We start from the raw sequence: 14456 nt of genomic DNA, 5'->3' as shown, positions 1-14456 counted from the left end.
AAAGTTTGATTCGGAGAAAATGCTGACCAAAATTTGAAAGCGGTTTCTTAACTTGAGAAAAGGAGCTGAACTTGATGAGTTGGTATAAAAGATGGGCTGCGGTTGCCATGACTGCAGTCATGATGGTGTCGCTGGTTCCGGCGGCCCAAGCGAGCGAGCTGGTTCCGACGATGCAGGCAAAAGGGATTTCCCCGGCGGATGATCCTGCGTCGCCACCGGATGAGGAGCAGCCAAAGCTCCGTAATCTTGCCCTTGGACTTCCTTATGAATGGTCTGAAGCCCCGGATCCGTCACATCCTGATGCCGGGAATCAGCTTACAGATGGGAAATATGGACAATTAGATATGAATGACCCGGCCTGGGTAGGACATGTTCGGGGCAAAGCGCGCGAAGTCGTGTTCGATTTGGGTGAGGAGAAGTCGATCGGAAAAATAACCGCCCATTTTTTTCAGGATTACCCTGCCAACTCCATCCTCGTGCCTCTCACGGTATCGATGTATGTCTCGGACGACAAGGAGAATTGGGGCCTTCTCTCCCATAACGCCACTCAACTGCTTTGGGGAGAAGGACCGCCAAGTGAGGAAATGTTTGCGTGGGACGGCAGCCGGGACGGAATCCAAGGCGGGAGTACGGACGGCAAGCTGGCTTATGCCCGCTATGTAAAAGTCATTTTCACGATGCATCCTACCCTATGGGAATACATTGACGAAATTGAAATTATGGGCACGGACGGAAAGATGGACGGAGCGGTAAAGGTTCCCGCTGAGCAGCCTCATTTTTTGGAGCCGGGCGAAGCTACGGGCGGGATCCGGAATCTGAATCTGCTGTATAACGGACAGTATGCGGATGGTTTGGGGGACTGGACCAAGGAACGGATCATCCCGAACATCAGTTACGTGGATCAGAACGGGGAACCTACCGACTGGCTTTTTGACGGTGTTTTATATCTCGGGCTTGCTTCCCCTGCCGGCCGGGATTTCGGTCTGGGGCAAACAAATCTGGGGGACTGGACCTGGTATTTGGACAAAACCTTTGCAGCTGCGGGAGATATGCAGCAGTTGAATGAGGCGACCAAGGAAGTCGGGTCCAAGCTGAACCAACCTGATTATAAAGAGAAGGTTGTGCTCATGATTCCGAATCCAGGGGAATCTTTAAACGATTTTGGCGATGTGGACGGGTCAGGGGAATCGTTAAGCTTTAATGCCTCTGTCGTCGGACAAGAGAAAGCCCTCGAAAACAGAAAAAAAGCGGTTCAGTGGTGGCTGGACCAGGTCCGGCAAAGATGGCAGGCCGCGAATTATTCCAATCTGGAGCTTGTCGGCATGTACTGGCTGGAAGAACAAATCAGCACAAGCGAAACGGGACCGGGCTTGATTAAAGCCGTGAGCGGCAAAATCCATGACATGAATCTGAAATTTTTCTGGATCCCCCACTCTTTGGCTTATAAAAGCTATATGTGGAAAGACGTAGGATTTGATGCCGCGGCCCTTCAACCGAACTATTTCTTTGGCGGCATGGATCAAGACCGGTTGGAAGATGCCGCAAATACTGCAAAGCGGTACGGAATGTCGAATGAAGTCGAATTTGATGACCGGATGCTTCAGGACGGCGTATTCCGTGAGCGTTATATCGATTACTTGAACAGCGGCGCCGCAACCGGCTTGATGCAAAAGGGATTCAGAGCTTATTACCAGGGAAATAATGCGGTTTATAATTTGGCGGTGAGCAAAGATCCCGGCCTGCGTCTCATGTATGACTGGCTGTATCAATACCTGAACGGAACATACGATATTCATAACAGTACACCACCTGAAGCAGACGTATTTATCAACGGACAAAAGTTAAATGACGATGTGGTTGTTCCCAATACTGAAACAGTTGCATTCACATGGGAAGTCCAAGACGATGACAGCGGTTTGACCCGGGTTACGGCCACTTTCGACGGCAAACCCTACGCCCCGGGAACGCCGATTGATCTGAAGGGAATGCCGGGTAAGCATCAACTGGCCATTACCGTGGCGGCTGCCAAATCCAAGACGACAGCTTACACAATCCGGGCGGCAACTACCGCTGACACCATGAAAGCTCATGTGAACCTCTTCGCCGAGCAAAAGCAGTTCACGACGCCCGGAGCTCCCCGCTCGTTGAACGCGCAGCTGGACCAGATGAAGCGTTTTGAAGGAAAGAATGCTGCGCAGTTTGATCAATTCCTCAAAGGTTTCAATGTAAAGCTGGATCAACTGTACGCGGATCGTATTGTTTCGGATACGGCTTATGCTTCGCTGAAAGAAGAGGTGTATGATCTTGCCGGTAACCTGGCGGAAAATAAAACCGTAACCGCCTCTTCCGTCGAAGGCTCCGTTTCGACCTTGGCGCCGAAATATGCCGTCGATGGGTTTTCTTCGACCAGATGGGCGAGCAACTACGTGAATGACAGCTGGTTCCAGGTCGATCTAGGCGAAGCTAAAGCATTCGATACGGTCCGGATCGAGTGGGAATTAGCCCGCGCCAAAACTTACAAAATCCTTGTCTCCAACGACCAGCAGAACTGGAGCAGCGTGATCCAGGACAATGATGGCATCATTACGGCCCATGATGGCAAAGAAACGGTCCATTTTGCCCCCGTTACAGCCAGGTACGTTAAATTTCAGGGGATTGAAAGAGCCACCGATTATGGATATTCCTTTTATGAGTTTGGGATCTATAACCTCTCGCAGTCAAGGGAGTAAGAACTTTGGTATAAGATAAATCTCCTCTTATCATCTATATAGTCCTTGTGAGAAGAAGACTGCCGTTGAACCGGCAGTCTTCTTTCTTGCTTGCTTCGCATTGGGAATAATCCCACCTTTTTCCATTTATCTGGACTTGGCTTTAAGCGAAGATTCCAATCATTTCATTTACATATGAACAAATGATCATGTATTATATAATCAACATTTATTTTACTTGGAGGAATTTCTATGCTGGATGTCTTGATTATTGGAACCGGACAGGCTGGTCTTGCAGCTGCCTACTTCTTAAAGCAAAAAGGAATACCATTGATGTTAATCGATAAAGCCAAAGCCTTAGGCGATTCCTGGCGCAACAGATACGATTCCTTACAATTATTCACACCCAGGAATTACAGCCGTTTACCTGGTCTTGATTTGCCTGGGGATCCGAATGGTCTCCCTACAAAAGATGAGGTTGCCGCATACTTATCGGAATACGCTTTAACCTTTGATTTTCCGATTCAGTTGGATACGGAAGTCAAATCGTTAACCTCCATTCCAAGGGGATTTGAGGTGGAGACTAGCAGAGGAACGATTCAATCCAAAAATGTAATCGTGGCTACAGGGCCTTTTCATAAACCGTATGTTCCAGCCATAAGCCAGTCCATTTCAAATGATACGACTCAGCTTCATTCTTCCGTATACCGGAATCCCGGCCAGCTTACACCTGGAAGCGTGTTGGTTGTGGGAGCAGGAAATTCAGGTACACAAATTGCAGTAGAACTGTCAAATGACTTTGATGTCTATTTATCCGCATCAAACCAGCTCCATTTTAAACCTCTGTACATATTGGGAAAGAGCATTTTTTGGTATTACGACAAATTGGGTTTCTTACAGGCCGGAAATCACACCAAACGCGGGAAATGGTTACGCCAACAACCTGAGCAAATCTATGGATACCAATTAAAACAACGATTAAAAGAAGGGAAAATCAAGCTATTTCCGAGGGCAGCCAGCGCGGAGTCACGTACTGTGTTTTTTGCGGACGATCAACATATTGAGGCTGACAATATCATTTGGGCAACCGGGTTCCGCCCGGATTTCTCCTGGATCCAAATCAATCATCTCTTTAATGAACATCAAGAAGTTACCCAGTTCAATGGTATTTCTAATATTCCAGGCCTATATTTCATCGGTCTTCCGTGGCTGTCCTGCAGAGGATCTGCACTTTTGGGGTGGGTACAGCATGATGCCAGACGTATCGCCGAATACATAAATAATGATTTAAAGTCAATGCAGCTGTTCTCGCCGGGAATTATCTAGGTTTAGCTCTTCTTTTTTTCGCTCGCAAACAAAAGTCTGAAACCAGCTTCCCGTGTACCGGCCACCCTCGACGTGTCAACCTTGCCTAGAAGTATGCGTAATTATTTCTCAGGAAACGATTTATGATATACTAAAAAAAATGAGTCGAGGAGCCAGCATGAACCATGGATACTGCAGATAAAAGCAAAGCCGCCATTCATGAATTTTTTATTCAGTTTCTTCAGCAAAAAGAAGAATATGAATCCCGAATATCCGCATCCTATCTCGAAGATATCCGGAAGCATATCGGTGCCGAATTCAGTTTGAACATGACAGAACTGCACACCATTGCGTGCATCGGGGAGCAGGAGCCGATCAATGTCACTTCCATCGCGGAAAAGATGAATTTGAGCAAAGGGAACACCTCCAAGATCGCGAGCAAGTTACTTAAAGCCGGTTGGGTTCGGAAAGCCCAGCTCAACGATAACAAAAAGGAAGTGTACTTTCGGCTAACTCCTGCCGGCAAAAAGCTGTTTGCTGCGCATGATGAGCTCCATACGTTGGAAAAGCAGAGAATGTACGAGTTTTTGGGAAGGTACAGCGATGCCGAGCTTGAATTGATCAAGCGCCTGTTTGCAGACATGGTTGACTTCTATCGCTGACACGTATCACCGGCAAACGAACCTCAAATCAAAAAGCAACCGGTAGCCGCCCGGCTGCTTTTTTTGTTACTCGTTGAAGTGAGCACAGCGCCGAGAGCGCTACATTGAAACGATTCATCTCACACGCTACATTTTCAAAGCCCCCTGCGTCATGCCCTGAATGTAATATTTCATGCCGAAAGAGAAAATCAAAATTAACGGAATCGAGGAAATGGCGTATGCCGAAAACTGCGTTCCCATATCGGTGATGCCGAACTGTTTCGTAAAGACGGTAAGGCCGACAGCAACCACCTGAAGACTGCTGTCCCTGATCGTAAGCAGCGGCCAAATGTAATCATTGTACACGCCAACAGCCTGCATGATGAACAAGGTGGCCAGGATCGGCAGCGACAACGGGATGACGATTTGAAAAAATACGCGAATCTCCGATGCTCCATCGATCCGGGCCGCTTCAAACAGCTCGCTGGGGATGCCGGACATAAAACTCCTGCACAAGAAAGTTCCGAAGATTTGCCCGCCGGCTGCACCGGCAATAATGATCACCCAAGGTGTATTCGTTAGTCCCAGATTATTATACAGGACGTACGAAGGAATCAGCGTTAACACGCCCGGAATCATCATCATGGCCAGCATCATCATAAACAGCAGTTCTTTGCCGGGAAAGCTTTTTTTGGCGAATATATATCCTGAAATGGAAGAGAGCAGAATGACACATGCACTGGCTCCGACCGCATACAAGATGGAATTCACCATATATCGCCAAATACTGGTGAACGCAGCGCCGTAATTATTCCATTTGGCCGGAGATGGCAGCCCCCAGAAATTGCCGAGAATTTGCGCATTGCTTTTTAAGGAGCTGACGATCATGAACAGAATGGGCACCAGCATCAGAATGACCAGCACGCACAGCAGCACGATGATGGTGATTTGGGGGAAACTGAGATATTTGATGAGCCCGCCTTCGTTTTTTCTGAGCCTCCTCACGGGGCTGACGCTTTCAGCGGCTGTATCCGTTTCGGTATACATCGATCCCTCTCCTCCTTCCTTAATCTTCTGTTTTAATAAGCTTCATGTTCACAACCGTAATCGCAAGGATCACCAGGAACATACTTACACCGAGCGCCGAGGCATACCCGAGATCGTTGAACTTGGTGGCGGCATAATACATCTGCAGAGCGGGTACATAAGTCGAGTCCATGGGACCGCCGCCCGTAACGATCATGATGCCGTTAAAGTCCTGAATAATGCCTATGAGGGTTAAGATGATCAGAAACTTGAATTGACCGCCCAGCAGCGGCAAATGAATGGAACGGATAATCCGCCAAAGATTGGCCCCATCGATTTTTGCGGACTCGATCAGCTCGTTCGGAATGGACAGCAGCCCTGCGTAAAATACCAGCAGCTGCAGGATGCCAATAAACGGAAACCCGATAAAAATAATAGCCCACAAGGCGGTATTCGGGTCACCAAGCCAACCATGCGCCCAGGAACCAAGCCCGATCAGATCTAAGACGTTATTGATCAGACCCACGTTAGGATCATACAGGTTTTGCCAAATCAACAATAGGGCCACACCCGGAATAACCATCGATGCGGTAAATGCCGTCCGAAAGCCGTATTGCAGACGTTTACTGCTTAGATGGAAGATGAGTTCAGCGGTAATGAGTGCAGGGATAATCGCTTTGATCAAACCGGTGATGATCAGAATCACCAGGTTGCCCATCCCCTTAATGACATAAGGATCATGAATCATTCGTTCAAAATTGGCCAAGCCGACAAAGGTGGTCCTGCCCCCTGGCTGCCAGTCATATAAGGAATGGAATAAGCCCGAAAAAGCCGGGTAATAGAGAAAGACGAACACCAGAATAAAGGTCGGTGCCAAGCCCAGGTAAATATATTTGCTTTTCCATATCTGGCGGAAAATAACCAGCCGGTTGCGCTTCTTCAAATAATTCAAGTACAGCAGAACAAGGACGACCGCCAAGACACCGGCTGCAGCCCATAGCATAGCGTTTATTCGTGCCTTGCTTGCCGCTTTATCGATGACACTGCCTACATCGTACTTAAAGATCCTTCCGTCATTGGTGCCCGAATACAGCGTCTTGCCCTCCCGGTCAAATTGAACGCCCCGGCCTTCCCCCGTGATCTTTGACTCCCACAGCTGCTTTCCGCGCCCGTCGAAAATATAGTAGTTACCGGATAAATCCGAAACGCCGATCCGTTCCCCATCGCTTGAAAAGGCGACATCGGTCACGATGTCCCGCGTGTTAATCGAACCGTTAACGTTCCCTTTCTGATCAAACAATTCCACCTTATTGGAAGCCGTACCCACTGCAGCCAGGCCATTGTCTGAAACGGCCACCGCCTGGATTTGATTATCCGCGCTGAATTTATACAGCAGGCTGCCATCCTTGTCCAGAAGATAGGCGAATTGGTCGCTTGTCGCGGCAACGATCCACTGTCCGCTGCCCGATACGCTCACTTCCTTCAACAGGGAACCGATGGGGATACTGCCTGTCTGTTCTCCGTTATTTTGATCCACAACGATGAGATCTTTGCTGCGCTGGGTAACGAGAACGATGGTGGACCCGTCCTGCGATGCGGCCAAGCTTTTGACCTGCCGCTTCAGATCCGAATCCCACAGCTGACCTCCTGTCTCGTCATATGCATACAGATGCCTGTCATCCGATGAAACCAGAAGTGTGCCGTTACTCAGAAGCGCTACCCCTGTAACGACATTTCCAGCCCCAACCTCATAGATGGGGTTGCCTTCGGAATCGTAGAGAAATGCCTTCGCATTATGACCCCCAACGGCCACACGGCTCCCATCCTCTGATACGGAGAGGGAGGTGATACTCCCCGCTCCTTCAATGGACCAATGGTCTTTGGCAAATGCTGCGCCCGGGACAAGCCCTAGAAGCAGGATCAGTGCAAGAAATATCCATGGGGCTTTCCTCATGATGAACCTCCCTTTTTATCCGTCATCCTTACGAATTGCCTGCTTCCCTCGGGTAATCATACGGGTCCGCACATGCAAATGCATGTGCAGACCCGTGTGAAAAAGTGATTAACGCTGCGGCGGACGCCGCTCGGGGTGATCCAAGTCGGAGAGTTCTTTCTTAGCTTCTTTCATGGCAGGTTCCATATATTTATCGATATTCGCCTGCAGCTGATCCAAATATTGATCCGTTGTCAGCTTACCGCTGAAGTACCGCTGTACGAGCCCTACCCAATCCTGCACGGACGGCTGGTAATCCCACATTCCACGAGCCAGGTTGTTGGCGGCGCTGGTGTAGCCTTCGGTATTTCCAATCGGCTTGAAATCGGCGAATGCCACCGCCATTTCATCCGGGAGCGTAATGCCTTTGATGGCCGGTGCGCCTGAGAGGGAGGCGTCGTCACTCTTCTGGATCGCATCCAAATATACGGCGTAACCTTCCGGACTCGTCAGGTACATCATGAAATCCACATTCAGCTCATTTTGCTTCGCATCTTTATTGACGAAACCATAGAATCCGATCGGAATCTGGATCGTTCGGGCCGGTGCCATCACCTCAGGTCCTTCCATGGAAGGCATGTTGAAGAATCCGTATTCGAAAGGCTTCACGCCGCCTGTGGCACCCGTTTTTTCCTCATCCGCGAAATCTTTAGGGAGCTGCCAGTAGGAGGCCGGCGTGCCTAACATTGTCGCCGCCTTTCCCGTCAGGAACAGATTGTAAGCCTGGTCCTCTTTCACTCCGAAAAATCCGTCAGGCACATAATCGAACAGTTTTTTCAGATTTTCCGAGTAAGCCTTCCACTGGGGATTGCCGGCAATTTTGAAGGGACCTTCTTTGTCTTTAACAGCTTTCCACAGCCGCATTTCGTTTTTGGTCACTTTACTGTTGGAATCGTTATACGGATCCGTCAGATCATATTTCCACTGCTCGTCGAGCTCTGGAACGTAAGTATAATCCTGTTCTTGGGACCGGATGATGTTAATATAATCGCGCATGTACTGATCGGCATAGATCCGCACCAGCCATCCCGCCTGGCCGCTCCACATCGATTTGGAGTCTCCGCCGAGCGCCAGCGGTGTATATCCGGCCTTTTTTATTTTATTGAAAGCGTCAATCATCTCGTTAAACGTTTTGGGAGCTTCGGTAATACCGACTTTCTGGAAAATCTCCTTGTTGTACACCCATACGATCTGCACGGATTCAAAGTTCAGGTTGTACAAATGATCTTCGGCTCCAATGCCTTCGAGGTTAATGCCCATCGCCTTCAGATCCAGGGTGTCCTGCCAAGGCTGGTTCGTATAAGGATTGACTTTATCGAAATAAGGGTAAAAGTCCATAAATTTTTTACTGTTAACTAGGCCACCGACTTCGTTATTCGTTACCAGGTCAACATCCGGCACACCTGCTGCAAATTGAGCCGTCAGCCATTCCTTGTAGCCTTCCGCCGGCTTGTTGTCGACTTTGACCTTCACTCCCGGATTTTTCTTCATATACGCTTCGGCAACCGCATTCCATACTGACGCCGATGCATTCGGCAAGGAAATGTTAATATTTCCTGTCAGCTGCGACGCGGCCGGATCCTTCCCTGCGTCTTCCTTACCCTGATCCTCACCCGTTGGATTGGATTCTGCGGTGCCTGGATTGTCTGGTGGTGTGGGAGCTGCTTTGGTGCATGCTGACAATAAAGCCAAGAGCATCACAATACTCAAGAGAACGATGAATCCCTTCCTTTTGTTCACATTGATCTCCCCTATTTTCGAATGGTCATGATCTAAAGCGCTTTCAATTACAACAAACTTGAACGAATACGCTTCAGCCGTAAGTATACGTTATAAATTTCGTATACTTTGATAAACAAAGTATACTGTAGGAGTTTGCCTATTGCAATAGTTTTTATTGCGAAATACGCTGAGGCTGCCGCGGGATCGATGGGATAATTCGATTAAAGAAGAACATTCTCATGTTTTTCTTTATATATTTTGATATCGTTGACTTAGGGGGAAATTGACTTTTATCTACCCCCTATATGATATTGTAGATCATATTACCGCAAGGAGGCGTTTGTAATGAGAACGGCTTTTACTCCCGGGCAAACTATGGAGGGGCAGGACGCATAATTGCCCTTAAACTGCGGGCTCCCCTATTTGAAACGGGGAACAAAGTTGAAAAAATATGCTTTGCAGCAATTTGATTATCATGTATGGGCAAATCGGCAGGTTTGCGAGCATCTTCAGAAACTTTCTGATGAGGTATATCGAAAGCAAATCGTTAGCGTTTTTCCAACCATCTACGACACTATCGTCCATATTTATGTTATCGATCGAGGTTGGTTCACTTTCTTAACTGAAGGCGGCGTCTCCGAGTTGTCGGAGGAATACTTTGAGAACTTGAAGAACACTATAGAAATTATAGTGGCAGAAACCAACGACAAGCGTATTGAAGAACTGGGTCAGATGCAAGATGAACTGGCGGCTAGCTTCCGGTCATTCATCGAGCAACATGAGGATATCGAAGCAGTCTATCCGTCAGGAACATTTAATGCCAGATGCGTAGACTATATCCAACATATGGTGAACCACGGAACTTATCATCGTGGTAACGTGACTGCGATGCTCAGGCAACTAGGGCATCCCGGAATACCAACAGACTACGCCTTTTATTTGTACAATTTAAGCCATTTGTAGGCAAAAAACAGCCTGGAACAGTGAATGCTCCAGGCTGTTTTTTAGTGCGCGCGAACGGGAACTGGCAAACGCCTACCGTTAGCCAAGAGCAAGAGCGCGAGACGGAGTCTGGAGGAAGCTGGATGCAACCGCTCGGACTGAGGTAGCAAATATCCCTCCGTTAAGGAATACCCTGTGCCTGTTGTACCTATAGTAGGCAAGCCTGCTTCGCTGAGTACCTGAATGTCACGATAGATGGTCCTTACACTGGTTTCAATCCCCTATATCGAACAGTTTCTACTCGATTTCCTAAATCCGGAACACGTGCATTTATTTTTGTAGACTCTTTCCATACGCTTACGAATATTACTCGGATATTATGAAATAAAAATTCTTTTAGTGCAGTAGCGAACTCCTTCTGAACTTCTTGTTTCAAATCATGAAAGTTATCAAGTACAATGAAATTATTTGAACAATGAGACAGAAAGGACTGAACAGCAATGTCGTTTCAGACCTATTCCCCCCGGCCACCTTTGTCTTCCTTCATCGCATACTTCTGGTCCTATACCGGAAAGAATCCGCCGCACTCGAGAAGACTTACCCTACCGGACGGCTCGATCGATCTCGTCATTGATCTGTATGATCGTAAAACTCGTATACACAATCGATATGACAGCGAGATGACACTAGCGTCTTCCGTGATTAGTGGGCCTCACACTGATTATTATATAACGGATTCTTCAAGCGAGCGGTCCATGATTGGCGTACATATCAAGCCCGGCTGCGCTGGTCCCCTTCTAAAGCTGCCTTCTATTGCGTTAAAAGATACGCATGTCTCGTTGGATGATTTATGGGGGATAGTGGCTACTGATCTGCGCGATGAGCTGCTTTATTCCAACACGGTAGAAGATCGATTTCGTATCCTTGAAAAATACTTTCTGTTACGAAGTGATTGGTCAAGGCCATCGCATTCAGCCGTTGAGTTTGCGATTGCCTCGTTTCAGCAGTCGCATCACCCCGAATCCATTGCGAACATGGTTGAACAGGTTAACATGAGCGCCAAACGATTCATTCAAATTTTCAAGGATGAAGTAGGACTAACACCCAAGAGGTTTAGTCGTTTAATGCGTTTTCAAAAGGCGGTACGTCTTATCAGAAAGAGCAATGATATCGATTGGGCCGATCTTGCCATGTCTTGCGAATATTATGATCAGTCCCATTTCATTAAAGAATTTCAGTCCTTCTCCGGCCTCACTCCGACCGAGTATCGCGCTATAGAAAGCCTGCACCCCAATCACATCCCTCTCACGAACTAGATCTCGGGAAAAAATATACAATACAGTGTCTTGTTGGCTCCCTTACAATGCAGAAAGCAGCTATTACATTCTGTATTCAAGGGGGAGAGCAGCTATCATTACTCCATTCAAAATCAATGTTCCGCAATCGGATCTTGAAGACTTGAAAATGCGGCTGGATCATACACGGTGGCCCGACGAAGCGGCTGGCGAAGGCTGGAATATGGGTGCAGATCTCAGTTATATGAAAGAATTAATCGATTATTGGCGAACGCAGTATGACTGGCGTATTCATGAAGCCAGATTAAATGCCTTACCGCAATACAAGACTGTTATAGAGGATACAACCCTTCATTTCGTGCAGGTTAGAAGCGAAAATCCAAATGCGGTGCCGCTTTTGCTCGTTCATGGTTGGCCCGACAGCTTCTACCGATTTCACAAGATGATCCCTCTATTATCCGACTCCTTCGATCTTGTCATGCCTTCGATTCCCGGTTTTGGATTTTCGGATCGAAAAACCACAACACCGAAACGAGTCGCCCACCTGTTTGCCAAACTGATGACAGAAACACTTGGATACGAGGGCTTCGCGACTTGCGGCGGGGATATCGGCACTGAAATCGTGACCATGCTATCCACACATCACTCCGACGTTATGAAAGCGATCTTGTTGACGGACGCTGGTTATCCAACCGGAAGTGAAGATATTACGGAGATGTCCCCTGCCGATCGGCAGTTTATGTTAGATACGCAGACCTGGGTTCAATCAGAAGGGGCCTATCTGAAGCTGCAAGCGACCAAACCGCAAACGCTTGCCTATTCACTTAACGATTCGCCGGTTGGCCTGGCATCTTGGATCGTCGGCATGATCCGTTCGGGAGCTGGCGACGAGACCGTAGATGATGCATTCGGCGGAAGGGACGAACTGCTCACGAATATCATGATCTATTGGCTGACCGGGACGGCCGGATCCGCCGCACGCATGTATCGGCTCATTGTAATGGCCAACCAAGCGAATGTAGATAGTGCTTCGCCGGTCAGAGTGACACGTAGAGTACCGGCAAGTATCGTGCTCTTCCCGCGCGAAATCCAGTTCCCCTCAAGTTGGGCTGAACGTTCGGTACATGTGTGCAGCTACAACAAAATGCCCTGTGGCGGTCATTTTGCAGCGCTGGAAAAACCCGAACTTCTGGCCAATGAACTGATACGATTTATCCCTTTACATTATTTCGGCTCGGGAGGAAGTTCATAAGGGAAACCATGAGGGAACGAAGTCACTTTGGCACAGATCGGCGACAACATCTTTTCAACGGATAGAATCATGGATGAACAAGGAGGAACTGATGAAATACGCTTATGTTTATGTACTGGATACGATGGCGGACTGGGAACTTGGCTTTGTTACTGCAGAGCTCAACTCCGGTCAATATTTCAAAAACCGCGGGAGTCGCCTTCCCGTTCGAACCGTCGGAGCTTCCAAACGTCCTATCACGACGAAGGGCGGATTAACAATCGTGCCGGAATTGACAGTAGATGAGATCACGTATGAAACATCGGCTATATTGCTTTTGCCGGGTGCTGACAACTGGAAAGATCCAACGAATGGGCCAATCATCGAAAAAGCAAAACAACTGCTGAACGTCGGCGGCAATGTCGCAGCCATATGCGGGGCGACACTTGCGCTTGCGGATGCCGGGTTGCTGGATGAGCGTCAGCATACGAGCAATAGTCTGGAGTATTTAAATTTATTTAGCCCCTCATACAAAGGCGCTGCTCGATATAAAAACGAGAAAGTCGTGGTCGATGGCAATCTGATCACAACCGGTTCAGCCGGCGCACTAGAATTAGCGCGCGAGGTTATTGCGCTGCTGAACCTGTTTGCGGAAGAGACGTTAGAAGCTTGGTATAACTACTTCACTTCAAGCGACCCTAAATATTTTTATGCGATGATGGAGACGCTCCAAGAGAGTAATTCATAACTTGCGAGGGTGACTAAGACGTTGGTCTTGGGTCACCCTATTTCTATTCTCGTAATGAGCTTACCGCGACGCATCGCGGAGCGATAAAAAACTAAAAGCGCTGCGACAGGTTGCTTATGGCTAACCTGTCACAGCGCTCTAACCCCAGGCAGTTAACCTGAATCATCCCTTCGATGGAAGAGGCAAACATACTTGCCGGGTTAGATTAATTCGGCACCCTGCAAATTAACTATTCCTGATGCGCTGCTTCGCCGATAAGGGGGCGGTGCTGTCGCGCAAGATCAGCGTCGGAACGATCTCGTCTTTTACCAGGGACGAATGATCCTCCTCCAGTTCAAACAGCAAAATCTCCGCCGCCCGCTGTCCCATCTTGCGAGTATTCTGATTCACCGTGGTGAGCCTTGGATAGGAATACTCGCCGAGTTTCACATCATCGTAACCGATAATGCTTATATCTTCGGGGATGTTCATCCCGGATTCTCTCGCCGCGTTCATCGCACCGAAAGCCTTATAGTCGCTTGTGGCGAATATCGCCGTTGGCGGTTCCGGCAGCTTCATCAGCCTTTTGAACCCTTCCTCCCCCATCTCCGCCCGTTCGTCTTCACCGTCGACAACGGTGATCAGTTCCGGATGGAAAGGAATATTATGCTGGGTCAGCGCCAGCTTGTAGCCTTGGAGGCGAAGGGAGAAATCCTGATTTAATTCCAAGAGCGAACTGCCTGTCAAGATAATCCCTATTCGCTGATGCCCCTGAGAGATCAGATGCTGGGTGGCCAGATATCCTCCTGTCAGATTATCCGCGATAACATAGGGAATGCCCAAATGCGGATAATAGAAATGCACCG

11 protein-coding genes and 1 pseudogene are annotated in these 14456 nt (G+C 48.3%); 7 read left to right on the top strand and 5 right to left on the bottom strand.

The window, feature by feature from the left end; genetic code table 11:
• The first annotated feature begins 74 nt into the window (after nucleotides 1-74).
• The 3 genes from BCV73_RS04870 to BCV73_RS04860 all read left to right on the top strand — a co-directional run bounded on the left by BCV73_RS04870 (nucleotide 75) and on the right by BCV73_RS04860 (nucleotide 4675).
• Entirely contained in the window at nucleotides 75-2729 is a 2655-nt protein-coding gene (locus BCV73_RS04870) for a DUF4855 domain-containing protein (protein WP_089546296.1), read from the top strand.
• A gap of 231 nt (nucleotides 2730-2960) precedes the next feature.
• Entirely contained in the window at nucleotides 2961-4034 is a 1074-nt protein-coding gene (locus BCV73_RS04865) for a flavin-containing monooxygenase (protein ID WP_089546295.1), read from the top strand.
• 164 nt (nucleotides 4035-4198) lie between these two features.
• Nucleotides 4199-4675: a MarR family transcriptional regulator gene (locus BCV73_RS04860; protein WP_089546294.1), complete on the top strand. Its 477-nt coding sequence runs from the start codon at nucleotides 4199-4201 to the stop codon at nucleotides 4673-4675.
• Between the two features lie 126 nt (nucleotides 4676-4801).
• Here BCV73_RS04860 and BCV73_RS04855 read toward each other — a convergent pair whose 3' ends face one another.
• The 3 genes from BCV73_RS04855 to BCV73_RS04845 all read right to left on the bottom strand — a co-directional run bounded on the left by BCV73_RS04855 (nucleotide 4802) and on the right by BCV73_RS04845 (nucleotide 9413).
• Complete coding sequence (locus tag BCV73_RS04855; RefSeq protein ID WP_084203802.1) at nucleotides 4802-5701, bottom strand: carbohydrate ABC transporter permease; 900 nt, start codon at nucleotides 5699-5701, stop codon at nucleotides 4802-4804.
• A gap of 19 nt (nucleotides 5702-5720) precedes the next feature.
• Nucleotides 5721-7634: a DUF5711 family protein gene (locus tag BCV73_RS04850; protein WP_089546293.1), complete on the bottom strand. Its 1914-nt coding sequence runs from the start codon at nucleotides 7632-7634 to the stop codon at nucleotides 5721-5723.
• A 108-nt stretch (nucleotides 7635-7742) separates the two neighbouring features.
• On the bottom strand, nucleotides 7743-9413 hold the full coding sequence (locus BCV73_RS04845; RefSeq protein ID WP_256992747.1) for an ABC transporter substrate-binding protein: 1671 nt from the start codon (nucleotides 9411-9413) through the stop codon (nucleotides 7743-7745).
• 423 nt (nucleotides 9414-9836) lie between these two features.
• On the opposite strand from BCV73_RS04845, the gene BCV73_RS04840 reads away from it, so the two are divergent.
• Nucleotides 9837-10358, top strand: coding sequence for a DinB family protein (locus BCV73_RS04840; RefSeq protein WP_089550098.1), 522 nt, complete (start codon nucleotides 9837-9839; stop codon nucleotides 10356-10358).
• 140 nt (nucleotides 10359-10498) lie between these two features.
• Here BCV73_RS04840 and BCV73_RS04835 read toward each other — a convergent pair.
• Nucleotides 10499-10612, bottom strand: a pseudogene (locus BCV73_RS04835) (HTH domain-containing protein); the annotation flags it as partial.
• 225 nt (nucleotides 10613-10837) lie between these two features.
• Between BCV73_RS04835 and BCV73_RS04830 the strand changes: the two are divergent.
• From BCV73_RS04830 to BCV73_RS04820, 3 genes are all read left to right on the top strand, one after another.
• On the top strand, nucleotides 10838-11653 hold the full coding sequence (locus tag BCV73_RS04830; protein ID WP_089546292.1) for a helix-turn-helix domain-containing protein: 816 nt from the start codon (nucleotides 10838-10840) through the stop codon (nucleotides 11651-11653).
• A 25-nt stretch (nucleotides 11654-11678) separates the two neighbouring features.
• Complete coding sequence (locus BCV73_RS04825; protein WP_256992746.1) at nucleotides 11679-12884, top strand: epoxide hydrolase family protein; 1206 nt, start codon at nucleotides 11679-11681, stop codon at nucleotides 12882-12884.
• Between the two features lie 73 nt (nucleotides 12885-12957).
• Nucleotides 12958-13611 (top strand): type 1 glutamine amidotransferase family protein, encoded by a 654-nt coding sequence (locus tag BCV73_RS04820; protein WP_256992745.1) that lies wholly within the window; start codon nucleotides 12958-12960, stop codon nucleotides 13609-13611.
• A gap of 225 nt (nucleotides 13612-13836) precedes the next feature.
• On the opposite strand, the gene BCV73_RS35675 is transcribed toward BCV73_RS04820, so the two are convergent.
• A partial coding sequence (locus tag BCV73_RS35675) for a LacI family DNA-binding transcriptional regulator (protein ID WP_256992744.1) occupies nucleotides 13837-14456 on the bottom strand: 620 nt, incomplete at its 5' end.

Origin of the sequence: Paenibacillus sp. SSG-1, from assembly GCF_002224835.1 — a bacterium.
Classification (GTDB): Bacteria; Bacillota; Bacilli; order Paenibacillales; family Paenibacillaceae; genus Paenibacillus_AQ; species Paenibacillus_AQ favisporus.
This window is presented reverse-complemented; position numbering and strand designations above follow the sequence as displayed.

Bases quoted from the DNA above. Each gene is read 5' to 3' on its own strand.
- BCV73_RS04855 (WP_084203802.1), bottom strand. From the start codon at position 5,701: ATGTATACCGAAACGGATACAGCCGCTGAAAGCGTCAGCCCCGTGAGG.
- BCV73_RS04830 (WP_089546292.1), top strand. From the start codon at position 10,838: ATGTCGTTTCAGACCTATTCCCCCCGGCCACCTTTGTCTTCCTTCATC.
- BCV73_RS04820 (WP_256992745.1), top strand. From the start codon at position 12,958: ATGAACAAGGAGGAACTGATGAAATACGCTTATGTTTATGTACTGGAT.
- BCV73_RS04860 (WP_089546294.1), top strand. From the start codon at position 4,199: ATGGATACTGCAGATAAAAGCAAAGCCGCCATTCATGAATTTTTTATT.
- BCV73_RS04865 (WP_089546295.1), top strand. From the start codon at position 2,961: ATGCTGGATGTCTTGATTATTGGAACCGGACAGGCTGGTCTTGCAGCT.
- BCV73_RS04850 (WP_089546293.1), bottom strand. From the start codon at position 7,634: ATGAGGAAAGCCCCATGGATATTTCTTGCACTGATCCTGCTTCTAGGG.
- BCV73_RS04870 (WP_089546296.1), top strand. From the start codon at position 75: ATGAGTTGGTATAAAAGATGGGCTGCGGTTGCCATGACTGCAGTCATG.